Annotated in this window: 23 protein-coding genes and 2 tRNA genes; 11 read left to right on the top strand and 14 right to left on the bottom strand. The window is 58.9% G+C overall.

Annotation, left to right across the window (positions count from 1 at the left end):
- The first annotated feature begins 57 nt into the window (after positions 1 to 57).
- The 3 genes from PSH88_RS24520 (at position 58) to recX (ending at position 2,170) form a co-directional block, all read left to right on the top strand.
- A complete protein-coding gene (locus PSH88_RS24520) occupies positions 58 to 558 on the top strand; it encodes a CinA family protein (protein ID WP_305423166.1) in 501 nt (166 codons plus the stop codon).
- A gap of 83 nt (positions 559 to 641) precedes the next feature.
- On the top strand, positions 642 to 1,694 hold the full coding sequence (gene recA / locus PSH88_RS24515; protein WP_007907270.1) for a recombinase RecA: 1,053 nt from the start codon (positions 642 to 644) through the stop codon (positions 1,692 to 1,694).
- A gap of 8 nt (positions 1,695 to 1,702) precedes the next feature.
- The gene (gene recX / locus PSH88_RS24510; protein WP_305423164.1) at positions 1,703 to 2,170 is read left to right on the top strand and encodes a recombination regulator RecX; all 468 of its coding nucleotides are present in this window, start codon (positions 1,703 to 1,705) and stop codon (positions 2,168 to 2,170) included.
- 40 nt (positions 2,171 to 2,210) lie between these two features.
- On the opposite strand, the gene PSH88_RS24505 is transcribed toward recX, so the two are convergent.
- Complete coding sequence (locus PSH88_RS24505; RefSeq protein ID WP_305423162.1) at positions 2,211 to 3,329, bottom strand: LOG family protein; 1,119 nt, start codon at positions 3,327 to 3,329, stop codon at positions 2,211 to 2,213.
- Between the two features lie 488 nt (positions 3,330 to 3,817).
- Here PSH88_RS24505 and PSH88_RS24500 point away from each other — a divergent pair, with 488 nt between their 5' ends.
- On the top strand, positions 3,818 to 4,012 hold the full coding sequence (locus PSH88_RS24500; protein WP_305423161.1) for a hypothetical protein: 195 nt from the start codon (positions 3,818 to 3,820) through the stop codon (positions 4,010 to 4,012).
- On the opposite strand, the gene PSH88_RS24495 is transcribed toward PSH88_RS24500, so the two are convergent.
- Positions 4,013 to 4,438 carry a PA3611 family quorum-sensing-regulated virulence factor gene (locus tag PSH88_RS24495; protein ID WP_305423159.1) on the bottom strand — a complete coding sequence of 142 codons (426 nt, stop codon included), beginning with the start codon at positions 4,436 to 4,438 and terminating at the stop codon, positions 4,013 to 4,015.
- 189 nt (positions 4,439 to 4,627) lie between these two features.
- On the opposite strand from PSH88_RS24495, the gene PSH88_RS24490 reads away from it, so the two are divergent.
- The 3 genes from PSH88_RS24490 to PSH88_RS24480 all read left to right on the top strand — a co-directional run bounded on the left by PSH88_RS24490 (position 4,628) and on the right by PSH88_RS24480 (position 6,699).
- A complete protein-coding gene (locus PSH88_RS24490; protein ID WP_305423158.1) occupies positions 4,628 to 5,371 on the top strand; it encodes a tRNA-uridine aminocarboxypropyltransferase in 744 nt (247 codons plus the stop codon).
- A gap of 239 nt (positions 5,372 to 5,610) precedes the next feature.
- A complete protein-coding gene (erdR, locus tag PSH88_RS24485; protein WP_305423156.1) occupies positions 5,611 to 6,261 on the top strand; it encodes a response regulator transcription factor ErdR in 651 nt (216 codons plus the stop codon).
- A gap of 75 nt (positions 6,262 to 6,336) precedes the next feature.
- A complete protein-coding gene (locus tag PSH88_RS24480; protein ID WP_019580981.1) occupies positions 6,337 to 6,699 on the top strand; it encodes a diacylglycerol kinase in 363 nt (120 codons plus the stop codon).
- Here PSH88_RS24480 and PSH88_RS24475 read toward each other — a convergent pair.
- The gene (locus PSH88_RS24475) at positions 6,696 to 7,622 is read right to left on the bottom strand and encodes a LysR family transcriptional regulator (protein WP_305483397.1); all 927 of its coding nucleotides are present in this window, start codon (positions 7,620 to 7,622) and stop codon (positions 6,696 to 6,698) included. The two genes, PSH88_RS24480 and PSH88_RS24475, sit on opposite strands and share 4 nt — an antisense overlap.
- Before the next feature lie 121 nt (positions 7,623 to 7,743).
- Here PSH88_RS24475 and fpr point away from each other — a divergent pair, with 121 nt between their 5' ends.
- Positions 7,744 to 8,523: a ferredoxin-NADP reductase gene (gene fpr, locus PSH88_RS24470; RefSeq protein ID WP_003443014.1), complete on the top strand. Its 780-nt coding sequence runs from the start codon at positions 7,744 to 7,746 to the stop codon at positions 8,521 to 8,523.
- A 114-nt stretch (positions 8,524 to 8,637) separates the two neighbouring features.
- On the opposite strand, the gene tsaA is transcribed toward fpr, so the two are convergent.
- From tsaA to rimO, 6 genes are all read right to left on the bottom strand, one after another.
- Complete coding sequence (tsaA, locus tag PSH88_RS24465; RefSeq protein ID WP_305423153.1) at positions 8,638 to 9,339, bottom strand: tRNA (N6-threonylcarbamoyladenosine(37)-N6)-methyltransferase TrmO; 702 nt, start codon at positions 9,337 to 9,339, stop codon at positions 8,638 to 8,640.
- Between the two features lie 187 nt (positions 9,340 to 9,526).
- Entirely contained in the window at positions 9,527 to 10,297 is a 771-nt protein-coding gene (locus tag PSH88_RS24460) for an SDR family oxidoreductase (protein ID WP_305423151.1), read from the bottom strand.
- Between the two features lie 204 nt (positions 10,298 to 10,501).
- The gene (locus tag PSH88_RS24455; protein ID WP_123719811.1) at positions 10,502 to 10,972 is read right to left on the bottom strand and encodes a YehS family protein; all 471 of its coding nucleotides are present in this window, start codon (positions 10,970 to 10,972) and stop codon (positions 10,502 to 10,504) included.
- A 75-nt stretch (positions 10,973 to 11,047) separates the two neighbouring features.
- The gene (locus PSH88_RS24450) at positions 11,048 to 11,758 is read right to left on the bottom strand and encodes an rRNA pseudouridine synthase (RefSeq protein WP_008072721.1); all 711 of its coding nucleotides are present in this window, start codon (positions 11,756 to 11,758) and stop codon (positions 11,048 to 11,050) included.
- 193 nt (positions 11,759 to 11,951) lie between these two features.
- Complete coding sequence (locus PSH88_RS24445; protein WP_305423149.1) at positions 11,952 to 12,425, bottom strand: acetyltransferase; 474 nt, start codon at positions 12,423 to 12,425, stop codon at positions 11,952 to 11,954.
- 112 nt (positions 12,426 to 12,537) lie between these two features.
- A complete protein-coding gene (gene rimO / locus PSH88_RS24440) occupies positions 12,538 to 13,875 on the bottom strand; it encodes a 30S ribosomal protein S12 methylthiotransferase RimO (RefSeq protein WP_123499342.1) in 1,338 nt (445 codons plus the stop codon).
- A gap of 288 nt (positions 13,876 to 14,163) precedes the next feature.
- On the opposite strand from rimO, the gene PSH88_RS24435 reads away from it, so the two are divergent.
- Positions 14,164 to 16,065, top strand: a complete 1,902-nt coding sequence (locus tag PSH88_RS24435) for a potassium transporter Kup (RefSeq protein ID WP_305423148.1) — start codon at positions 14,164 to 14,166, stop codon at positions 16,063 to 16,065.
- 227 nt (positions 16,066 to 16,292) lie between these two features.
- Here the strand turns inward: PSH88_RS24435 and PSH88_RS24430 are convergent, their stop codons facing one another.
- Positions 16,293 to 16,604, bottom strand: a complete 312-nt coding sequence (locus PSH88_RS24430) for a DUF3077 domain-containing protein (protein ID WP_305423147.1) — start codon at positions 16,602 to 16,604, stop codon at positions 16,293 to 16,295.
- A gap of 507 nt (positions 16,605 to 17,111) precedes the next feature.
- On the opposite strand from PSH88_RS24430, the gene PSH88_RS24425 reads away from it, so the two are divergent.
- Positions 17,112 to 17,402, top strand: coding sequence for a type II toxin-antitoxin system Phd/YefM family antitoxin (locus PSH88_RS24425; RefSeq protein WP_305423145.1), 291 nt, complete (start codon positions 17,112 to 17,114; stop codon positions 17,400 to 17,402).
- 229 nt (positions 17,403 to 17,631) lie between these two features.
- On the opposite strand, the gene PSH88_RS24420 is transcribed toward PSH88_RS24425, so the two are convergent.
- The 4 genes from PSH88_RS24420 to PSH88_RS24405 form a co-directional block, all read right to left on the bottom strand.
- Complete coding sequence (locus tag PSH88_RS24420; RefSeq protein ID WP_305423143.1) at positions 17,632 to 18,927, bottom strand: virulence factor family protein; 1,296 nt, start codon at positions 18,925 to 18,927, stop codon at positions 17,632 to 17,634.
- Positions 18,927 to 21,569, bottom strand: coding sequence for a bifunctional lysylphosphatidylglycerol flippase/synthetase MprF (gene mprF / locus PSH88_RS24415; RefSeq protein ID WP_305423142.1), 2,643 nt, complete (start codon positions 21,567 to 21,569; stop codon positions 18,927 to 18,929). Before mprF ends, PSH88_RS24420 begins: the two co-directional genes overlap by 1 nt.
- Before the next feature lie 276 nt (positions 21,570 to 21,845).
- Positions 21,846 to 21,922: transfer RNA gene (locus PSH88_RS24410), tRNA-Met, on the bottom strand.
- A 221-nt stretch (positions 21,923 to 22,143) separates the two neighbouring features.
- Positions 22,144 to 22,220: transfer RNA gene (locus PSH88_RS24405), tRNA-Met, on the bottom strand.
- A gap of 300 nt (positions 22,221 to 22,520) precedes the next feature.
- On the opposite strand from PSH88_RS24405, the gene dinB reads away from it, so the two are divergent.
- On the top strand, positions 22,521 to 23,582 hold the full coding sequence (gene dinB, locus PSH88_RS24400; RefSeq protein ID WP_305423140.1) for a DNA polymerase IV: 1,062 nt from the start codon (positions 22,521 to 22,523) through the stop codon (positions 23,580 to 23,582).
- The last annotated feature ends 69 nt before the right edge of the window (positions 23,583 to 23,651 follow it).

Here is a 23,651-nt window from a genome sequence, read left to right as displayed (position 1 = left end):
GCAAGCGTGATCGGCTCGTGTACGGTAGGCCTCATTCCGCTCGTTCAGGAGAGAGCCGTGAAAGATATCACTCAGCTGGCCGCTGAACTTGGCAGGCGCCTGCAGGTTCTCAATGCCCACGTCACCGCTGCCGAGTCCTGCACCGGAGGCGGGATTTCCGAGGCGATAACCCGCATTCCGGGAAGTTCGGCGTGGTTCGAAGCCGGTTATGTCACCTACTCAAACCGCCAGAAAACCCAGCAATTGAATGTCCCGGCCGAGTTGTTCGAGACGGTGGGGGCGGTCAGTCGCGAAGTGGTCGAGGCCATGGTTCGCGGCGCGCAGGAAAAAAGCCGGGCGCGTTTTGCCGTGGCGGTCAGCGGTGTGGCAGGGCCGGACGGCGGCTCGCCGAGCAAGCCCGTGGGCACGGTGTGGCTGGCCTGGGGCGTCGGTGAGCAGGTGTTCAGCGAGGTACAGCACTTTCCCGGTAACCGTGACGAGGTCCGCCGACAAACGGTGAAGGCCGCGCTAGAGGGGCTGCTGCGGCATGCCGCTGGAGAAATCTCAAATCAGGGGTAGGCGATCCTGAAACGCTGTGGAATAATACTGGCTACTTATACAGGTGTTGGCCGTCAGGCCTTATTGATTACGTGAGGACTTTAATGGACGACAACAAGAAGAAAGCCTTGGCTGCGGCCCTGGGTCAGATCGAACGTCAATTCGGCAAGGGTGCCGTAATGCGTATGGGCGATCAGGACCGTCAGGCGATCCCGGCTATTTCCACTGGCTCTCTGGGTCTGGACATCGCGCTCGGCATTGGCGGTCTGCCAAAAGGCCGTATCGTTGAGATCTACGGTCCTGAATCCTCCGGTAAAACCACCCTGACACTGTCGGTGATCGCCCAGGCTCAAAAAGCCGGCGCGACCTGCGCATTCGTCGACGCCGAACACGCCCTCGACCCTGAGTACGCCGGCAAACTGGGCGTCAACGTCGACGACCTGCTGGTTTCCCAGCCGGACACCGGCGAGCAGGCCCTGGAAATCACCGACATGCTGGTGCGTTCCAACGCGGTTGACGTGATCATCGTCGACTCCGTGGCTGCTCTGGTGCCGAAGGCTGAAATCGAAGGCGAAATGGGTGACATGCACGTGGGCCTGCAAGCCCGTCTGATGTCTCAGGCGCTGCGTAAAATCACCGGTAACATCAAGAACGCCAACTGCCTGGTGATCTTCATCAACCAGATCCGTATGAAAATCGGCGTGATGTTCGGCAGCCCGGAAACCACCACCGGTGGTAACGCGTTGAAGTTCTACGCATCGGTTCGTCTGGACATCCGCCGTACTGGCGCGGTGAAAGAAGGTGATGAAGTCGTCGGTAGCGAAACCCGCGTCAAGGTTGTGAAGAACAAGGTGGCTTCGCCGTTCCGTCAGGCCGAGTTCCAGATTCTTTACGGCAAGGGCATCTACCTCAACGGTGAGATGATCGACCTGGGTGTTCTGCACGGCTTCGTCGAGAAATCCGGTGCATGGTATGCCTACGAAGGCACCAAGATCGGTCAGGGCAAGGCCAACTCGGCCAAGTTCCTGGCGGACAATCCGGAGATCGCCGCGAAACTTGAGAAGCAACTGCGCGACAAGTTGCTGACCCCAGCACCGGACGTCAAAGCATCGCCAGTCAAAGAGACGGCTGATGACCTGGCTGACGCTGATATCTGATTGATCCGATGACCGCCGTACTCGATACACTCGTCGCGGTGCGGCGAACCGCAATGGACCTGCTCGCGCGACGCGAGCACGGTCGAGTCGAGCTGACGCGTAAACTGCGTCAGCGCGGCGCCCTCCCTGAAATGATCGACACAGCACTTGACCGCTTGACGGAAGAGGGCCTGTTGTCCGAATCCCGTTACCTCGAAAGCTTTGTTTCCTACCGTGCCCGTTCCGGTTATGGCCCTTTGCGAATTCGCGAAGAGTTGAGCCAGCGCGGCCTGCAACGTACCGACGTCGAATTGGCGTTACGCGAGAGCGGTATCAACTGGCAGGAACAACTGGAGGACACCTGGCGGCGCAAATTTGCTGGACACCTACCGATAGACGCCCGGGAACGTGCCAAACAGGGCAGGTTCCTGAGTTATCGGGGGTACTCCATGGAAATGATCAGCCGCTTGTTCAGCGGCCGAGGGATGGACGATTAAATAAAACGGCCCGCTATTTCGATAACGGGCTTTTTTTGCTTCACGTCACCTTGAACGGCTCACGCGTGCGTTGTTGCGCCTGGGGTTTGGACTGGGCCCAGTTTTCCGGCAGGTTAATGTAATCCACCAACTCCCGCAGACGACCATGATCACGGGCGTTGAAGGTGAACGAAAGTCGCGCCAAATGGCTGAACTGCGGTTCGTCGTGCTCCTCACCGCTGTAGGCGTGCTGATGGAAATGATCGCTCAGGCACAGGTCGGCGAATGCCTCCTGCATGTGTTCAAGCGCCCGGTCGCTGAGTTTGTGGTTCATGCGAATCACGAACTGATGCTTGAGCCAGCGGCTGGAGTGGAAGTTGCTGTAGAACTGATTGATCTGCTCCACTGCCTCTTCGGCACTGTAGACCAGACTCAACAGCTTCATGTCGGTTGGCAGGATGTAGCGGTTTTCCTCCAGTTGATGATGAATGAAGTCCAGCGCACCTTGCCAGAACTTGCCGCCCGGCGCATCCAGTAGCACCACAGGCACCAATGGGCTTTTGCCAGTCTGAATCAGGGTCAGCACTTCCAGCGCTTCATCCAGCGTACCGAAACCGCCCGGGCACAGGACCAGCGCATCGGCTTCCTTGACGAAGAACAGCTTGCGGGTAAAGAAAAAGTGGAAGGGCAGTAGATTCCCGGTGCCATTGACCGTGGGATTGGCATGCTGCTCGAAGGGCAGGGTGATGTTGAATCCCAAGCTGTGTTCCAGGCCGGCACCTTCATGGGCCGCCGCCATGATGCCGCCGCCGGCACCGGTGATGACCATCATGTCCGAGCGCGCCAGGGCGGCGCCAAGCTCCCGGGCCAAACCGTACAGTGGGTGTTCTATCGGCGTGCGGGCCGAGCCGAAAACGGTGACTTTGCGTCGCCCCTTGAATTGCTCCAGCACACGGAAGGCATGCTCGAGTTCGCGCAGGGCTTGCAGGGTGATCTTGGCATTCCAGCGGTTGTGATCTTCCTGGGCCATGCGCAGCACAGTCAGGATCATGTCGCGGTAAATCGGGATGTTGGGGCTGTTGGGTGAAACCAGGTTGAGTTGTTCTTCGACCTTGCTGGTGAGGTCGTGGCCGCTTTCTTGAAAATGACGGCTCAGGAGGTCATTCGGTTGGTAAGGCATTCAACTTCTCCTTCTGCACAGAACCCTTGGCCCGACAAAACAGTCGTCGGCGCCGCGACACCCCTTGTGTCGCTGTCTGCCCAAGCCCTTGCCTGGGCGCTCCACCTGACTCGTTTGCAATCGAGCCATCCATACGGGCTCTGCTTATCCCTTGAATGAAAGAAACGTTTGCACAATAAGACACGCAATGGGCAGCCCCTTTTCTGCCCTGAAAAAATCAACGTGAACACTATGAATTTAGACCCTCGCAACGATTTGCGCTGCTTGATCATTGCGCCGCAAAGTCTTTCCTGGCAACCGCTTATTGACGATTTGCAAGGTGCTTTCACCGCTCGTCTGAACGCAAGCCGTATGTCCTGCGCTCTGATTTACTAAGTTACAGGCGTGACACGACAACTTTGCGTCAATGGCATGACGCAACGTTCAAGCAGTTCAGGGATTTTTCGCGTGATCAACAGCGATCAATGCGTGCAAGGAGGCGGGAAACCATGCCCAGAGTCACTCTGGAAATCGATGCGCAACTGTATCGATTGCTGAAGTTATCAGCCGAGACCAATCATTTGAGTCTCGAAGAGGAGTGTTGCCGACGTCTGGAGGGCGGGGAGCGACGTTCGCGCTACTTGCAGGCGCTGTTGGCAGAACTGCGCGCCGAGGATGAACAGCGGCGCGCTACTTCCCGATAGTTACTTCTTCTTCGTCGGGGTCGCTTTCGGGCAATCCGATTCCTGGAAGCTTGCGGAGCCGACCGGGCGGTTGGTCTTCACTTCGGTAAAGTCGTAACGCATGATCGCGCCTTTGGCCATCAGCTTGCGGAACCCGTCGTTTCTGCAGACGGAGGCGCCAAGCTGGAAGTACACGGCTTTCGGATCGGCGCGCATCTTGTCGGCGTGGCTGCTTTGAACGCTCAGATGGTTGATCAGCTGTTTGCCTTCGACGGTATAACCCTGATCCTGAATGTCTTCGTTGATCGCCCGTGGCGTGCCGACGCTGCTTTGTACGGCGACGTTTCGCAGCTCTCTGTTGAGATTCTGCTCACTCAAGGACGCAGCCTGAGCACTGAAGGACGACGCCAGCAAAACGGCAGCGGTGGGAACGATAAGGCGCAGCATGAAACTCTCCTGGTTCAGTGACTGGTGGTTCGACCAGCCACGTGACTGTGCGTTCAGTGGCGGCGAATTATAGGGGAGGTGGCCTGGTCGGTACAGGCTTGCGCCGGTCGCTCTGGTAAACTGCTGGCCTTTATTGCCTTGCCGAGTGCCGTTTGTGTCGAGTTTTCCTGTCTGCCGGTGTTGCTCACGATGAACCACGCCCCCAACGCCGTAGCCCGCTTGCGTGATCAGCGAGAGGAAGAGGGCATCAAGCCGATTCAGGCCCGTGGTTGGCGAGCAACCCGTTGCCGTGCCTGCCGTGTGATCGAGAGCCACTGCCTATGCGCCTGGCGTCCGCGGGTCGACACCCGTAGCGGCGTGTGCCTGATCATGACCAATAAAGAAGTGTTCAAACCAAGCAATACCGGTTGGCTGATTGCCGATGTGGTGCGCGACAACCATGCGTTCATCTGGTCACGCACGGAAATCGATGAACAACTGCTGGCGCTGTTGGCCGACCCGCAATGGCAACCGTACCTGGTGTTTCCAGGCGAGTACGTCGAGCCCGAGCGAGTTACCCACAGCGTCGAGGTCGATAGCACCAAACGGCCGCTGTTCATTCTGCTGGACGCCACCTGGACCGAAGCCCGGAAGATTTTCCGCAAAAGTCCCTATTTTGATGCGTTTCCGATTCTGAGCCTGCTTCCTGAGAAGCTTTCACGGTATCGATTGCGCAGATCCACTCGCAGCGAGCACCTGTGCACGGCCGAAGTGGCGGCGCTGTGCCTTGATCTTGCGGGTGATACAGACGCTGCTTTGGCGCTGGACGCTTATTTTGATGTATTCAGCCAGCATTACCTGGACGCTAAACATCAGCTGGATATGAATGTTGCAACACCGGCCCATGCCGAGTTGATGCCCTTTGTACAACACGCGGCGCCTGTCATCTGCTGAGCATCGCCCATACTGCTAAGAACCAGGTCGCTGGCAGAGCCATGCAACTTGACCACCCCGGTTTCGCTGGGCATGCTTGGCGCCGATTAGGGCGCGGCCAAAGTTTGAAACGCTGCTTTTTTTACGTAATTGGCGTTGAACGTGCCCTGTTGGTGCCGCTGCGTGGCTGCACCTCGAGTTGTTTTGGCGAGGCCTGAAATGCATCAGGCGTCCCATAAAAAAACAGGATCATTTGAAAAATGGCCACATACGAAATCCTGATTGCCGATGACCACCCTCTTTTTCGTAGCGCCCTGCATCAAGCGTTGACCCTGGGCCTGGGCCCGGATGTCCGTCTGGTGGAAGTGGCGAGCATTGCCGAGCTGGAAAGCCGTCTGACCGAAAAGGCCGACTGGGATCTGGTATTGCTGGACCTGAACATGCCGGGGGCTTACGGTTTTTCCGGGTTGGTGCTGTTGCGTGGGCAGTATCCGCAGATTCCGGTGGTAATGGTGTCGGCTCAGGAAGAAGCGTCGATCATGGTCAAGTCCCGTGAATTTGGCGCCAGCGGTTTCATTCCCAAGTCCAGTGATTTGAGCGTCATTCAGAAAGCCGTACGCGCGGTGTTGGATGGCGACGTTTTCTGGCCGCCCCAGGCTTTCGAAGCGGTTAGTGTTTCCGACGAAGCCAAGGCCGCCAGCGAAGGCCTTGCCAGCCTGACACCCCAGCAGTTCCGTGTGTTGACCATGGTTTGTGAAGGTTTGCTGAACAAGCAGATTGCTTACGAGTTGAGCGTTTCCGAAGCCACGATTAAGGCCCATGTCACGGCCATTTTCCGTAAGCTGAATGTACGGACCCGGACTCAGGCAGCGCTGCTCTTGCAACAACTTGAGTCAATTTCGAGCAGCTAAGGGGCTACATGTTCACGCTTTTTTGACTTTGCTTAATTTAGCTTTCCCACTCCTTTTTGGTCAGTTGCCAACTTTATGTCACCTTTCAAAGGCCAGACCGGCCTCAAACGCATCCTCAACGCCTCTGGTTACTCTCTGGACGGCCTGCGCGCGGCCTTCACCGGTGAAGCGGCCTTCCGGCAATTGGTGCTGCTTAATGCCATCCTGATTCCACTGTCGTTCTTCCTGAACGTCAGTCGTGTCGAGCAGGCGCTGTTGATTGCAGTCTGTCTGTTGGCGTTGATCGTCGAATTGCTCAACTCGGCGGTGGAAGCGGCCATCGACCGCATTTCCCTTGAATTGCACCCGCTGTCCAAGAATGCCAAGGACATGGGCAGCGCCGCTCAATTGGTGGCCTTGAGCATGATCGCGCTGGTGTGGGCGGTGATTCTGCTTTAAGCGATGGTGGGCAGGACGATCTCGTCGCTGCGCTGAACCCCGGCGGTGAATGCGCGGCACAGGTCAAGGAATTCGCGCATGGCCGATGTCTGATATTTCTGTTTGTGCCAGATGAAATAGAACTGCCGCGCCAGATCCAGATCCGGTGTTTCCACGGGCACCAGACTGCCGCGGCGGAATGCATCGCGCAGCGCCAGGCGCGAAATGCAGCCAATCCCCAACCCCGACTCCACCGCGCGCTTGATCGCTTCGGTGTGTTCCAGCTCCAGGCGAATGTTCAGCGCGCTGCGATGGTGTCGCATGGCCTGGTCGAACGTCAGCCGTGTGCCCGAGCCTTGCTCGCGGAGAATCCACGCCTCATGACTCAGCTCCTCCATGGTCGCGATGCCACGTTTGGCCAGCGGATGCTGGGGCGCACAGAACACCACCAGCTCATCTTCGACCCAGCTCTGTACTTCGATGTCCGGATGACTGCAGTCGCCTTCGATTAGACCCAGATCAATTTCATAGTGCGCGACCTGTTGCACGATGTTGGCAGTGTTCTGCACATGCAGCTTCACCTGGCTTTCCGGATGGCGCTGCATGAAGCTGCCGATCAGCAGGGTTGCCAGGTAATTGCCGATGGTCAGGGTCGCGCCGACCGCCAGGGAGCCGAAACCGGACTTGCCGTTGAGCAAGTCTTCGATCTCCTTGGCCTGGTCGAGCAGGGCCACCGCCTGCGGCAACAGTTGTTTGCCGAGGGCGTTGAGGCTCAGCCGTTTGCCGGCGCGATCGAACAGCTGGCAGCTGCACTGACGCTCTAGCTCGGTGATCGAGGTGCTCGCCGCCGATTGCGAAAGGTTGAGCGTCAGGGCAGCACGGGATACGCTTTCCTGCTGGGCGACGGCGACGAATACTTGAAGTTGACGGAGAGTAAATCGCATATCGATATAACCGATAACCCTTATCTTAATAATCCATTTAACAGATATTGTCGCTGCCATTAGAATGCGATGCAATTGCGCACATCATCGGCGCAGGCAAATCTCCAGGAGTCCCACGTACATGAGCAACATGAACCACGAGCGTGTCCTCAGTGTTCACCACTGGAACGACACTCTGTTCAGCTTCAAGTGCACCCGCGATCCGGGCCTGCGCTTCGAGAACGGTCAGTTCGTGATGATCGGCCTGCAACAGCCTAACGGCCGCCCGCTTATGCGTGCTTACTCGATTGCCAGCCCGAACTGGGAAGAGCATCTCGAGTTCTTCAGCATCAAGGTGCCTGATGGCCCGCTGACTTCCCAGTTGCAGCATCTGAAGGAAGGCGACGAGATCATCATCAGCAAAAAGCCTACCGGCACCCTGGTGCTGGATGACTTGAAGCCTGGCAAACATTTGTACCTGCTCAGCACCGGTACCGGTCTGGCGCCGTTCATGAGCGTCATCCAGGACCCGGAAACCTACGAGCGTTTCGAAAAAGTGATCCTGTGCCACGGCGTGCGTTACGTCAATGAAGTCGCTTACCGCGAGTTCATCACCGAGCACCTGCCGCAGAACGAGTTCTTCGGCGAGGCCCTGCGTGACAAGTTGATCTACTACCCGACCGTGACCCGCGAGCCGTTCGAAAACGAAGGCCGCCTGACCGACCTGATGCGCAGCGGCAAGCTGTTCAGCGACATCGGTCTGCCACCGATCAACCCGCAGGACGACCGCGCTATGCTGTGCGGTAGCCCGAGCATGCTCGACGAGACCAGCGAAGTGTTGAACAGCTTCGGCCTGAAAGTTTCGCCGCGGATGCGCGAGCCGGGTGATTACCTGATCGAGCGTGCGTTCGTCGAGAAGTAAGACGTTGTTTGGGTGACGCAGAGCGTCACTGGATGCATTCCCACGCGGAGCGTGGGAACGATCAGCCCCCATTGCCTGTGCAGGCAATGGGGGCTTTTTTATACTCGACAGCTCCTACCGGTTGGATACGGGAATGACTTCGAGGACGCGGATAAGGCCAGGCGTAGGGTAATGCCAGCGCACATCCACATCCCAGAACTGCGCGCCGTATTCCCTTTCCGGTGCAGGAATCTGGTACGCCGGGCGTGGGTCTTGTGCCAGGCATTGCTCGATCAGCTCGACCAAGGGCTCATCAAGCCGCTGAGCGTGGCCATGAGCCTGTTGCAGTGCTGAGTCTGTCCACTGCACGGGAATCAGCGATGGCGGGGCGCTGGCGATGCTGTTGGACGCTGTGTCGATGATATCGGCGTAGGGCACGTAGGGTTTGATGTCGAGAACCGGCGTCCCGTCGAGTAGGTCGATGCCGGAGATCCACAGCCGATTGGCTTCGACTTTGTCCAGTTTGACCACCGATTGACCGATGCCATTGGGCCGGTGCGTCGCCCGAGTGGCGAACACGCCCATGGATTTGTTACCGCCCAGACGCGGCGGGCGGACTTTGAGGCGTGGCTTTTCTTCCAGCGCTTGATGGAACAGGAACAACAGCCACACATGGCTGACCTGCTCCAGCCCCTGCACCGCATCACCCTGATCGAACGGCGCCACCAGCTCCAGTACGCCCCGAGCGGCCGGGGCCAGCTGCGGCTGGCGCGGAATGGCGAACTTCTCCTTGAAGCAGGAGCGCACGAAGCCGATGGGGGAAACGCTGTAGGTCATGGTTTGGGGATCGAGGAGGGGTGTGGGCGGGCATGATAACCCGATGAGCCTCAAGTCTGGTGGTGGCAGAGCCGGCCTCATCGCGGGCAAGCCACGCTCCCACAGGGTTCTCGAGTGAACACAAATTTTGTGTACGGCATAAAACCTGTGGGAGCGTGGCTTGCCCGCGATAGCCGCACCGCCAATCTCAGAGACTAAATCCGCCATCCAAAGGAATAATATTCCCAGTCATATACGCCCCAGCCGTACTCGCCAAACTGATTGCCAACGCCGCCATTTCCTCCTCCCGCCCCCAACGCTTCATCGGAATCAACGCCGTATCCTCCGCCAACGCCTGCTCATCATTCCCAATATGCTGAGTCATCTTGCTCGGAAAACGTCCCGGTGCAATCACATTGACGTTGATGTGCTGGCTCACCAGCTCCCGCGCCAGAATCCGCGACAGTTGATGCAGGGCAGCCTTGCTCGGGCCGTAGGCATACGCCTGTTCGCCAAAGGAAGAAATCCCGGCCACCGAACCAATGTTGATGATCCGTGCCGGATTCGCCGGCGAGCCAGCCTTGCGCAGCAACGGCAGAAATTGCTGAATGCAGTTGAACACCGAGGTCACGTTGAGCTGCATGACCTTTTCCCAGCCCTTGACCGGGTAACTCTCCAGCGGCGCGCCCCAGGTGGTGCCGGCATTGTTCACCAGAATATCCAGCTGACCGATCTGTTCACTCAGGTGCGCAGCCAATTGCTGGACACCTTCTTCTTGGGCCAGGTTGGCAGCTACCGCGTGACAAGTCCCGAAAGCGCTCAGTTCATCGGCGGTTTGCTGACAGGCGTCGGCATCGCGGGCACACACATACACAGTGGCGCCAGCCTCGACATAAGCCTTGGCGATCATTTTGCCGATACCGCGGGTGCCGCCGGTCACCAGAGCGGTGCGACCTGCGAGAGAAAAGTAAGGGTGCATGGGGCGAGTCCTGAGAGCTGAGGGTCACTACACCCTAGTCGTCAGCCGCCAGAAGCGGAGCCACTATTTTTGCGAGGAATGAGGGTCTATATAGCCTTGAGCGGCCACGGCCCGTGTAGGGGCACAGCTTGCTGGCGAAGGCGTTTTGAAGATCGCCTTCGCGGGCAAGCCTCGCTCCTTGGGACCGTGGCGTTCGTGGGCGATTTACTGCGGGCGAACGCGCAGGGTCAGGCCTTTGAGGAAGTTGCGAAGCAACTGGTCGCCGCAAGTGCGGTAGTTGGTGTGGCCGAACTTGCGGAACAGCGCGCTCAGCTCAGGCTTGGATACCGGGAACTCGGCAGCCTTGAGGATGGCGTGCATGTCGTCCTCTTTCAGCTCGAAGGCCACACGCAGCTTCTTCAGGATGATGTTGTTGGTCACGGGCACTTCGATCGGCTGCGGCGGACGGCTTTCGTCCTTGCCACGCTTGAAGATCACCAGGCCATCGAGGAAATGCGCCATGACCTCGTCCGGGCAGCGTACGAAGCCTTCCTCGTCTTCCTCTTTCTTGTCGAGGTAGGTCAGCAAGTCTTCCAGGGACACGTCCATGCCACCGATCTTGATGATTTCGATGACTTTCTTGTCGCTGATGTCGAGCATGTAGCGCACGCTGCGCAGTACGTCGTTATGAATCATGGTGTGCAGTCCTGATATTCAGCAGTGGGCGCCGCATAAACAGCGGCGCCAAAATGTGTGGCGGCGTGAAAAGTCTTAGAACTTCTCTTTGCCGGACAGGTAACGCCATTGCCCCAACGGCACTTTGCCGATGGACACGCCGCCGATGCGGATGCGGCGGATGGCGACGACCTTCAGGCCAACGGCCTGGCAAAACAGGGCGATCACGCCCGGTTGCGGGTTCTTCATCGCAAAGCGCAGGCGGTTCTCGTTCTGCCAGCTGGCCTTGACCGGCGGCAGTTCCTTACCTTTGTAGGTGAGGCCGTGGTTCAAGCGGTTGAGGCCGTGAGCCACCATGTCGCCTTCAACTTCGACCACATACTCTTGCTCGATCTTGGCGGAGTCTGCGGTGAGTTTGCGCAGGATCTTCCAGTCCTGGGTGAACACCAGCAGACCGCTGGCGTTGGCCTGCAGATCGGTACTGGCGGTCAGGCGCAGGAAGTGGCCCTTGAGCGGACGTTTGCCGTAGCGGTGTTCTTCGCTCAGGGTCTCGGCGCTGATGGTCGCCATGGCCGTTTCCGCGTCCATGCCCGCAGGCACATTGAACAGGATGGTCACTGGCTCCGGCGCTGTGGCCTTGGCTTCGGGGTCGAGCTCGACTTTTTGGGTGTCGACCTTGAACTGCGGCTCATCGATGACTTCGCCGTCCACGGTGACCCAGCCGCCCTCGATGAACAGCTCAGCCTCCCGACGGGAACAGCCGACGAGTTCGATGAGGCGTTTGGAGAGACGAATCGGGTCAGTCATGACAGGGCCGTAACAAAAAAGGGGTGGGCATTGTACCTGCTGGGCGCCGGTTAATCCCGGCTCCATTTGCACCGTGTGGCTTTTTGTGGGAGCTGGCTTGCCTGCGATGGCATCGCTGCGACCTGACAGACAGACCGCGTCGTCTGCATCGCAGGCAAGCCAGCTCCCACATTGCTCTATGTCGGGTCAGCCATTAACCATTACGCGTCAGTTGTTGAGACTGACGCAAACGCATGTGCAACAACGGATAGGGCTGGCCCATGCCGTCGTGCTCGGAGCGACCGATCACCTCAAACCCCTGCTTGAAATAAAACCCCAAGGCCTGCGGGTTCTGTTCGTTGACGTCCAGCTCATCGGCGTTCAGGTGTTCCAGGGCATAGCGCAGCAATTGCTTGCCCAGGCCTTTGCCGCGATGGTCCGGGTCGATGAACAGCATTTCGATCTTGCCCGCCGCCACGCCGGCGAATCCGGTGATGCGCTGGCGCGAGTCTTTGGTGCAGATCAGCATCACCGCGTCGAGGTAGCGGGTCAGCACCAGATTCTTCAGCAGGTCGATGTAGCTGTCGGGCAGAAAGTCATGGGTGGCGCGCACCGAGGCTTCCCACACTTGGGTGAGTTCTTCGTAGTCGCTCTGTTTCGGTGTGTGAATGACCGAGTGTTGGCGCATGCCCGCTTGCCCCTCTTCCGTGGATGACGCGAGTTCTTTCTCTCACAAAACGATAGACGTAAAAAAGCCCCGCATCTCGTCAAGAGAGCGGGGCTTTTTGTATTTTTTGCGTTTAGATCTGTTCAGCCCACAGGTCGTATTCGTCGGCGTCGGTCACTTTGCACCAGACTTTGTCGCCCGGCTTCAAGTTGCTGCCGTTGTCGATGAACACGTTGCCGTCGATTTCCGGGGCATCGAAGAAGCAGCGGCCAACGGCGCCTTGCTCGTCGACTTCATCGACCAGCACTTCGATTTCACGGCCGATGCGCATTTGCAGGCGCGCCGAGCTGATGGCCTGCTGGTGCGCCATGAAGCGGTCCCAACGGTCTTGCTTGACGTCGTCCGGCACGATGGCCGCGTCCAGCAGGTTGGCCGGTGCGCCTTCGACCGGCGAGTACTGGAAGCAGCCAACGCGGTCCAGCTGGGCTTCGGTCAGCCAGTTCAGCAGGTACTGGAAGTCTTCTTCGGTTTCGCCAGGGAAGCCGACGATGAAGGTCGAACGGATGATCAGGTCCGGGCAGATCTCGCGCCAGTTCTTGATCCGCGCCAGGGTCTTGTCTTCGAAGGCCGGGCGTTTCATGGCTTTCAGGACTTTCGGGCTGGCGTGCTGGAACGGGATGTCCAGGTACGGCAGGATCTTTCCGGCGGCCATCAGCGGGATCAGCTCGTCGACGTGCGGGTACGGGTAAACGTAGTGCAGGCGAACCCAGACGCCGAGGGTGCTCAGGGCTTCGCAGAGTTCGGTCATGCGGGTTTTCACCGGCGCGCCATTCCAGAAACCGGTGCGGTATTTCACGTCGACGCCGTAGGCGCTGGTGTCCTGGGAAATCACCAACAGCTCTTTGACGCCGGCCTTGACCAGGCGCTGGGCCTCATCGAGCACGTCACCGACCGGGCGGCTGACCAGCTTGCCGCGCATCGACGGGATGATGCAGAAGCTGCAGCTGTGGTTGCAGCCTTCGGAAATCTTCAGGTAGGCGTAGTGGCGCGGGGTCAGTTTGATCCCTTGCGGTGGCACCAGGTCGATCAGCGGGTTGTGATCCTGACGCGGCGGCACGGCGTCGTGCACGGCGTTGACCACTTGCTCGTACTGCTGCGGACCGGTCACGGCCAGCACGCTCGGGTGTACGTTGCGGATGTTGCCTTCTTCGACGCCCATGCAGCCGGTCACGATGACCTTGCCGTTTTCCTTGATGGCTTCGCCGATCACTTCAAGGGACTCAGCCTTGGCCGAGTCGATGAAGCCGCAAGTGTTGACCACCACGACGTCGGCGTCCTGATAGGTGGACACAACGTCATAGCCTTCCATGCGCAGCTGGGTAAGGATGCGCTCGGAGTCGACCAGTGCTTTCGGGCAACCCAGGGATACGAAGCCAACCTTTGGATTGGCCGGCGCAGGAGTGGTGGACATGTCTAACCTCGGTGTTTTGGGACGCCTCCAGCCGAGAACGGCAAGGCGACAGACGGGCGTTTGGTACGCCTCTGATCAAAAAGTGCGCAATTCTAGCGATGGCAGCGGCACTTGACCAGCTTTATGCAGGGAAATACGACAAGTGCTGCGCTATGCTTCGCGCCTTTAGGCTTTACCGATTTTCTACAGTCAATAAAACGTCTGTAACAATAAGTAAAACAGCGCATGCTGCACGGCAAAGCATAGTGCTTCTTCCAAGAAGTCCGGGTCTGGTAACAGGAGTGGTGGATGGGTCAGGCAAGTAGTCAGGCGGCGGGTGCCGAGCATTCGGCGGCGAAGCCGATCGGCATGCTGGTCGCGGCGGTCGGGGTGGTTTATGGCGATATCGGCACGAGCCCGTTGTATACCCTCAAAGAAGTGTTTTCCGGTGGCTATGGCGTGCCCGTCAACCATGACGGCGTGCTGGGCATTCTGGCGCTGATCTTCTGGTCGCTGATCTGGGTCGTCTCAATCAAATACATGATGTTCGTGCTGCGTGCCGACAACCAGGGCGAAGGCGGGATCATGGCCTTGACCGCCCTGGCCCGACGGGCAGCGGCGGGGCATCCAAAATTGCGTACGTTGCTGGTGGTCTGCGGGCTGATCGGCGCGGCGCTGTTCTATGGCGACAGCATGATCACGCCGGCGATTTCCGTTCTCTCGGCGATTGAAGGCCTGGGGCTGGCATTCGAGGGTATCGACCATTGGGTGGTGCCGCTGTCGTCGATCGTGCTGGTGGCGTTGTTCCTGATTCAGCGCCACGGTACGGCGCGGATCGGCATTCTGTTCGGGCCGATCATGGTCACCTGGTTTCTGGTGCTGGGCGCACTGGGTGTGTATGGCATCAGCCAGCATCCGGAAGTGTTGCAGGCGATAAACCCGGTGTGGGGCGTACGCTTCTTCATGGTCCATCCGGGCATGGGGATCGCGATTCTGGGCGCTGTGGTGCTGGCATTGACTGGTGCCGAGGCGCTGTACGCCGACATGGGCCACTTCGGTCGCAAGCCGATCGCCCGTGCCTGGTTCATTCTGGTGCTGCCGGCGCTGGTGCTGAACTACTTCGGGCAAGGTGCGTTGCTGCTCGGTGATCCGGAAGCCGCCCGTAACCCGTTCTATTTGTTGGCTCCAAGCTGGGCGTTGATTCCGTTGGTGGGATTGTCGACGATGGCCACGGTAATTGCCTCGCAAGCGGTCATCTCCGGTGCGTTCTCCCTGACTCGTCAGGCGATCCAGCTCGGCTACATTCCGCGCATGCACATCCAGCACACGTCCAGTGCCGAGCAAGGCCAGATCTATATCGGCGCGGTGAACTGGGCGCTGATGGTTGGCGTGATCCTGCTGGTGCTGGGCTTCGAATCCTCCGGCGCGTTGGCCTCGGCCTATGGCGTGGCGGTGACCGGGACCATGCTGATGACCACCATCCTGGTGTCGGCGGTGATGTTGCTGTTGTGGAAATGGCCACCGGTTCTTGCTGTTCCGGTGTTGCTCGGCTTCCTGTTGGTGGATGGTCTTTACTTCGCCGCCAACGTGCCGAAAATCATTCAGGGCGGTGCGTTCCCGGTGATCGCCGGTATCGCGTTGTTCGTGTTGATGACCACCTGGAAACGCGGCAAGCAACTGCTGGTGGATCGCCTGGACGAGGGTGGGCTGCCGCTGCCGATCTTCATCAGCAGTATCCGCGTGCAACCGCCGCATCGGGTCCAGGGCACCGCCGTGTTCCTGACCGCCCGCCCGGACGCCGTGCCCCACGCGCTGTTGCACAACCTGCTGCATAACCAGGTGCTGCACGAGCAAGTAGTGTTGCTGACAGTCGTGTACGAAGACATCCCGCGCGTCCCGCCACAACGGCGTTTCGACGTCGATTCCTACGGTGAAGGGTTCTTCCGGGTGATCCTGCACTTCGGCTTCACCGACGAGCCGGACGTGCCTGAGGCCTTGAAACTGTGCCATCTGGATGACCTGAATTTCAGCCCGATGCGCACGACCTACTTCCTCAGCCGCGAGACGGTCATCGCCTCCAAACTCGAAGGCATGGCCCGCTGGCGCGAGGCGTTGTTCGCCTTCATGTTGAAGAATGCCAACGGCAACCTGCGGTTCTTCAATTTGCCGCTGAACCGGGTGATTGAGTTGGGTACGCAAGTCGAGATGTAAGCCCCATGAAAAAGCCCCCGTTGCCGTGAAGGTAGCGGGGGCTTTTTATTGACTGCCATTTGATCCCAATCCCCGAATCCAACGAAGAACCCTGTGGGAGCGGGCTTGCCCGCGATGACGGCAGCAGATCCAACATTGATGTGGCAGACATACCGCTATCGCGGGCAAGCCCGCTCCCACAGGTATTTGAGTGTCTGCTGGAACGTGGTTTTTCCGTCCCTGTGTCTTTACTGGCTTTCAGGCAGCTCTTCTTCAGATTCGGTCTTTGTCCGGGCAGGTCGCGGCGTCAGCACCTTCACCACATCATCAATCACTGCCTTGGACATAGCCGTCAAGTAATGCGCGGCCCAAGCGTGGCGGTCGGTGTCTTTTGCGTAGGCTGCATCCTCGGTAAATGATTTGACGAGGAACAGCAGGTCGGAGGCTTGTGACAATGCATCAACGATGGGGACGCCGGCGCGGACGTTGAACAACGCTTGATCCGAGCAGTAGATGAGTGGGGTGAGGCCGATGGTTTTTAGTTCTGATTGATTGTTCATGGTCAACTTCCTTGATTTTGAGAGCTGCCGCATCCGATACCAAGCGAATGGGTGGCAGCTGTGCGCAGGTTGGTAAACCGGGGAATCAAGGAAACCGGCACGCTCGAAAGCGTCCCACGCACAGCTGCCATATTGCAGGATTACAGGCCAAAAAACGCCTGCAATCGTGTCGGGTGCGCTGTTGCGCCTTATTCCACCGGGTTACCAAGCCCGATCGCTGAATGGTCAGCGACGTCCGGAGAGTATCCCGTCGAAGAAAAGCGCAGCAAGGCATCAAAGTGCCCAAACGCACCCAATTGGCAAGATTAGGAGTTTGCCTACAAGGTCTGCGGGCGTCATCTGATATTGCGAGATCTTTTAGTAAACGAAACTAAACATGCCCGGTGAGCTTGAAAAACGCAGCTTGGTAAATTCGCGTTGTTTGCAGCTTGCTGTATGTCGAGTTCGACGCAATGCTCTGCGTGGAGCTGTGTCTTCAAAGTTGCATGATTGTGAAGAGAGATAGGTATGACGGCATCATTAGAGCGTGCTGACCAAGCGATATCGATGCCTGCGATAGTCAGGGGCTTCAGCGCGAGACTCAAGGAGATTTCCAGCCGTGCCACTGAGCGCCTGGTCATTTTCAAAGATAATCGGCCAGCAGCGGTCATCATCAATGTCGATGTGTATCAGGAAATGCTCGACGAGCTTAAGGATCTTCGTGTTGAAGCAGCAGCTGGGGAGCGATTGATTTGTTTTGATCAGGCCAGGGCAGTTAGTCACGACGATATGCGGGCACGGTACGCCAGGAAAGACTAAGAGCTCGCGGGCGGTAGACGCATCCGCATAGGCGATACGCGGATCCTGTGGGAGCGGGCTTGCTCGCGAAGACGGACTAACACTCAACATTGACGTCGACTGACATACCGCTTTCGCGAGCAAGCCCGCTCCCACAGGGGATCTGCGGTGTTCGGTTAAATTGCACTCACATGAAAAAAGCCCCTGCAACCATAAGGCAGCGGGGGCTTTTTTGTGAGCGCGGCTCAGATCACTCCTGAGCCGCCGTCTCTTTCGCTTGACGCTTCTCGATCACATCCACCAATCGCTTTGCCAGCGCCGGGTAGTTCTCATCAAAGTGATGGCCGCCAGGCAGTTTCATCGCTTCGCCCACGGCGGTCTTGTCGGTGCAGCCGCTCTCGTCGACTTCTTCCTCGCCGTAGATGCATACCACTTTTGCAGGCGGCAGCTTGGCCATTTCCGGGCCGGTGGCGGCTTCTTTGCCGGCGTTGCCGAGCCAGCCTTCGACTTCGATTTCGAAGCTGCCGGTGCGGGCGAAGGCCAGCAGGATGATTGCGTCGACGCGCTGCTGTTCCGCTTCCGGCAGGCGGTTGTAGATGGCGGGCAATACGTCGGCGCCGAACGAGTAGCCGGTCAGGATGAAGCGTTTGGTGCCCCATTTCTGACGGTAGTGCTGCATCAGTTCGGTCAGGTCCAGGGCGCTTTGTTCCGGGCTCTTGTGCTGCCAGTAGTAGCGCAGGGTGTCGATGCCGACCACCGGGTAGCCGATCTTCGCCATCTCGCCGGCCACGTCTCGGTCCAGGTCGCGCCAGCCGCCGTCGCCGGAGAGGAACAGGGTGACGGTGTCCTTGGCTTGACCGGCCGGGACTTCGACCACCGGGATCTGCAGGCCGCCAGCGGCTTTATCGCCACCGACGAGGATTTTGCGCAGTTCGTTGTTCAGCACTTGCGGCAGGTTGATGTCGTAGTCGCTGATGCTGGTTTCGGCGTTGGGCTGGTCGCGCACGAAGCCGGCGCTGGTGTCGTCCGGGTTGTCGTTCCAGGCCACTAGCCAGTGACCGTGGGCGGAAGTTTTCGGCAGCAGGTGAGTGCAGCCGGGTTTTTCCAGGGCAAGGTCAACGGAAATGGCCTGGGCCTTGTCGTCCTTCTGCTCCGCCAGCCAGCGCCACGCCAGCACCGCGCCAGGGCCGATGCCGCTGACCAGGGTGGCTGGGCCATTGAGTTGCCTGAGGCCGGCTTGCAGGGCGCGACCTTGCTGGATGCAGTCCTTGGGCAGGATCACCTGGACGATCTGCGCCGAGCCGCTGCGGCTCAGGGTCATCAATTGCTTGTCGCTGAGCTTCTGGTCTTCATTGACCGCCACCAGCACCTGGGCGCGTGGCGTGGTGCCGGGGATGACGCGGGTCATCGCGGCGCCGTCGGCCGGCGTCAGCAGTTCGAGGGTCGGTTCCGGTGCCGGGCGTTTGAGGTACCAGTAACCGCCACCGACCATCAGGGCCAGCACTACCAGTGTGGCCAGTACGTACCGCAGGGAGCGTTGAATCATCAGCGTTTCACCAATCCAGTCAAGCCGCCCGCAATCAGGGCGGCAGTGTCGGCCAGCGCAACTAGCGGATCGAGTCCGGCGGGCACGGCCATATAACGGGGTTCCCAGTCGGGCTGGAACTTGTCTTTGAAGCGGCGCAAACCTTGGAAGTTGTACAGCTGCTCACCACGGCGGAATACCATCGAGCCCAGGCGCTGGGTCAGTGGTGCACCGCGCCGGGGTTGTAACCCCGACAACGGCACCATGCCCAGGCTGAAACGCGCGTATCCATGATTTTTATAATGTTGAATCAAGCCGACCATCATGAACTCCATGGTCAGCTTGGGGGCGTCGGGGTGTGCGCGCATCAGGTCGAGGCTGGCCAGTTCATGGCCGTAGGTCTCGAGCAGGTTGGCGAACGCCACCGGGCGCCCTTCGAAACGAATCACCGCGACGCGGAAGTGCTTGAGGTAGTCATCGCTGAAACGCCCGAGCGAGAAGCCTTTCTCGCGCACATTCTTGCCGCTCAGCCAGGCATCGGAAATCACCTTGAGCTCGTCCATCGGCGCTTGCCCCGGCTCATGGATCTCCAGCGACAGCCCGTCACGGGTGCCACGGTTCCAGGTGTAGCGCAGGTCCTTCATCTCTTTGCCCTTGGCTTCGAGATCAAAGCGGTGCAGATCGACCCGGGCTTCTTCGCCGAGCTTGATCGCGGTCAGGCCGATGTCCATGTAGTACGGAAGGTTTTCGGCACGCACTTGATAAAACACAGGGCGGGCGTGGTGGATATCGCACAGATCGCGGAACTGCCAAATCATTTCCGCCCGTTGCTGGGTCGGGCCGATCGGGTCATACAACGCCACCAGGCTGCGACCACGGCGGGCGTACATCAGAAACGCCTCGTCGTTGGGATGAAACAGCAGCGCCTTGTCACCGGTCAGGGCCAAGCCACCATCCGGTTGGGACGAGGCCATGAGAATCTTTACCGCGCGGTCCAGTTCATCGGGCGTTGGCAGATGGATCACCGGGCGCGCGGTGCGCAGCAGCCAGGTCAGGGACACCACCACCAGCAGGACCGCGGCGCCGAGCAGCGAGCGCAGGCCACGCGGGGCATCGGCGTCGAGGGTGAACTGCCACCAGAGTTGATGGCTGTAGGGAACGTCCTGATAGGCGAACAGCAGCAACCAGATCGACGCGCCCAGTACGCAAAGGCTGGCCACCAGATACAGCGGCGAAAATGGCACTTCGGTCAGGCGACTGGGGCGATAGAACGAGCGCCGGAAAACCCCCAGCAAACTCGCCGTCAGGGTCATCAGGCAAGCCTCTTCCCAGTCGAAGCCTTTAAGCAGAGAGAGCAGGGCGCCGACCAACAACAGAATGGTGGTCAGCATCCACGCAGCTGACAGGCGGCGACGCAGCCCCTGAGCCAGCAACAGGCAGAGCACGCCCACCAGGCTGGCGCCGAAGTGCGAGGCGTCGACCAATCGATGGGGAATCAGAAAACCGATGTGTTCAAGGCGGGTATCGATCTCTGGCGTCACGCCGGAAAACAGCAGCACCACGCCGGACAGGAACACCAGCACCGCCAGAATCGGCGCGGCCATGCCAGAGGCAGCACGCAAGGACTGGCGCGATTGAAACAGGCGCTGGCCTTCGTTGACCAGCAGCAGTACGCACGCCACCAGCAGCGGCAACACCACGTAGATCAGACGGTAGAGCAGCAGGGCGGCGGCCAGTGGCGCGGCACCGAGTTTGTCGGCGAAGGCGGCGAGCAAAATCGCCTCGAACACCCCGACACCGCCCGGCACATGGCTGAGCACGCCAGCGGCCAGGGCCAATAGATAGACCAGCAGGAACGCACCGAAGGGCGGCGCTTCCGGCAGCAACAGATAGAGCACGGTCGCGGCGGCGGCCACGTCCAGGGCGGTGATGACCAGTTGCAGGAACGTCAGGCGGCGACCCGGCAGGCGCAAGGTGCGGCGGCCGACCTTGACCAGCAGGTTGTCGGGGTAAGGCTGTTCCGGCAAGCGACGACGGTAGATGCCGATGGCCAGCACCGTGGAGAGCAGCAGCACGGCCACTGCAATCGCACCCAGCAATGTTTCGGAGAAGCCCAGGGCCACCGAGGCGGCGGGCAGGTTGCTGAGGGTGGCGAGGGCGGCCAGTGGCGGAAGGGCGCAGCCGAGCGAGAGGCTGGCGAACAAGGTCATGTGCGCGACTTCCGAAGCCCCCACACCATGACGTGCATATAAACGGTAGCGAACCGAGCCGCCTGACAGCAGCGAAAGGCCGATGGCATTGCCAATGGCAAATGCGGTGAAGCCGCCCAATGCCAACATTCGCGGTGCCAGCGTCACGCCGGCATAACGGCTGGCCGACCATTCGTAACCCAGCAGAATGACGAAGCCGATGACGGTCGCGCCGAGCGCACCCAGCAAGGCCGGTTTCGGCACGTCCAGAATCGAGTCGTGCAGTGCGTACAGATCGAGTTCGCTCAGCAGGCGACGGCAAGCAATCAGCGCGATGGCGAACAACAGCAAAGTGACCGCCAGACCGATGGGGTGACGGTATTTGCTGATTCGATCCAGCAAGCGCAGACGCTCGGCTTTGATCGGTTGTGTCGCTGTGACGGTGTCTTGTGGATCAGACGAGTTGGCGCGCATCAATCACCTCTTGGATTGTGCGCGACAGGATGGGGGTATCCAGCCAAGTTACCAATCCCTGTAGAAAAAAATAATCACAAATATTAACGCCTCTCACCGGATGGGCGATGGCGCGTCATCAGTCGCAGAGGGTTCCGTCTGCGGTTCAGCCTGCGCTGAACTCACAGTCTGACGACCCCCGAACGGCTCGCTGCACAGTGACAGATCATTGTTGCGAAAGGACTTTTTCAACAGATACAAAAAAGGCCACTCTTTCGAGTAGCCTTTTTTGATGTTTGGTTGCGGGAGCCGGATTTGAACCGACGACCTTCGGGTTATGAGCCCGACGAGCTACCAGACTGCTCCATCCCGCGTCTGTGTGGCGGCATTCTACAGGCGAACGCCGGAGTGTCAACCGTTAATCCCAGTATGGCTCAAATAAGTGTAAAACGAGGGCGAGCGGTGGCAGGGGAGACCTAAGTTTCGGAATCAGAACGATTTCTTGTTTCTGTGCGGTTAGGCAGAAATCGCTGATTTTTTATAAAACAGGCGCGCACAAAAAAGGCCACTCTTTCGAGTAGCCTTTTTTGATGTTTGGTTGCGGGAGCCGGATTTGAACCGACGACCTTCGGGTTATGAGCCCGACGAGCTACCAGACTGCTCCATCCCGCGTCTGTGTGTCGGCATTCTACAGAGGATCGCAGGGCTGTCAACCTTCAATCTCGGTAAAACCTGTTCCTGTTCAAGCGCTTAGGTGAAAAAAGGAGTGGCAAATCGGTCTGAAACGCAGGCAGGGCAAGGCTTTTGGCTCTATCGAGAGGGGGCTTTCGATTGAGAAAATAAATTCATGCGTGCTTTTCCTACATAGGAAAAAGAACATTCAGAGTACTGGTGCTATATACAGGTGTCAGTGAGATACTGCCGGTACGACTCACCCACACATCGTTTCTTCGCCATGAACACTGCTTTTATATGACGCAGCGAAAAATCATCCACGTCGATTGTGACTGTTTCTACGCCGCCATCGAGATGCGTGACGACCCGCGCCTGGCCGGTAAGCCATTGGCGGTGGGCGGCTCGGCCGATCGGCGTGGGGTGATTGCCACCTGTAACTATGAAGCACGGGCTTATGGCGTACGCTCGGCCATGTCTTCCGGACATGCCTTGAAACTCTGTCCGGACCTGACCATCGTCAAACCGCGCATGGATGCCTATCGAGAAGCATCGAAGGAAATTCATACGATCTTTCGTGATTACACCGACCTGATCGAGCCGCTTTCCCTGGATGAGGCCTACCTCGACGTGTCGGACAGCGCGCATTTCGGCGGCAGCGCCACGCGAATCGCCCAGGACATTCGCCGCCGGGTCTCCAATCAGTTGCACATCACTGTGTCGGCTGGTGTGGCGCCGAACAAGTTTCTCGCCAAAATCGCCAGCGACTGGAAGAAGCCTAACGGCTTATTCGTGATCACCCCGGATCAGGTGGAAGACTTTGTCAGTGGTTTGCCAGTGAGCAAGCTGCACGGGGTTGGCAAAGTGACCGCCGACAAGCTGGGCAAGCTCGGCATCGTCGATTGCTCGCATTTGCGTGAATGGGACAAATTGGCACTGGTGCGTGAATTCGGCAGCTTCGGCGAGCGGCTCTGGAGCCTGGCCCGTGGGATCGATGAGCGGTTGGTGCACAACGACAGTCGCCGGCAGTCGATCAGCGTCGAAAACACTTACGACGCGGACCTGCCGGATCTGGTGAGTTGTCTGGATAAATTGCCCGAGTTGCTGGAGTCGCTGAATGGCCGCATGGCGCGGATCGACAGCAGCTATCGACCGGGAAAGCCGTTCGTCAAAGTGAAATTCCATGATTTTACCCAGACTACGTTGGAGCAGGCCGGGGCAGGGCGGGATCTGGGGAGTTATCAGTTGTTGCTGACCCAGGCGTTTAACCGTGGTGGGAAACCGGTGCGGTTATTGGGGATCGGGGTGAGGTTGGAGGATTTGCGGGGCGGGTTTGAGCAGATGGAGTTGTTTGAGCGGTAGTTTTGCAGTGAATGTAATGGCGTCATCGCGGGCAAGCCGGGACTGTCAGAAATTTTGTGTTCGGGCATA

It is taken from the genome of Pseudomonas wuhanensis, assembly GCF_030687395.1.
GTDB lineage: Bacteria > Pseudomonadota > Gammaproteobacteria > Pseudomonadales > Pseudomonadaceae > Aquipseudomonas > Aquipseudomonas wuhanensis.
The sequence above is the reverse complement of the archived record's forward strand: the minus strand, read 5'-3'. Positions and strand labels throughout refer to the sequence as shown.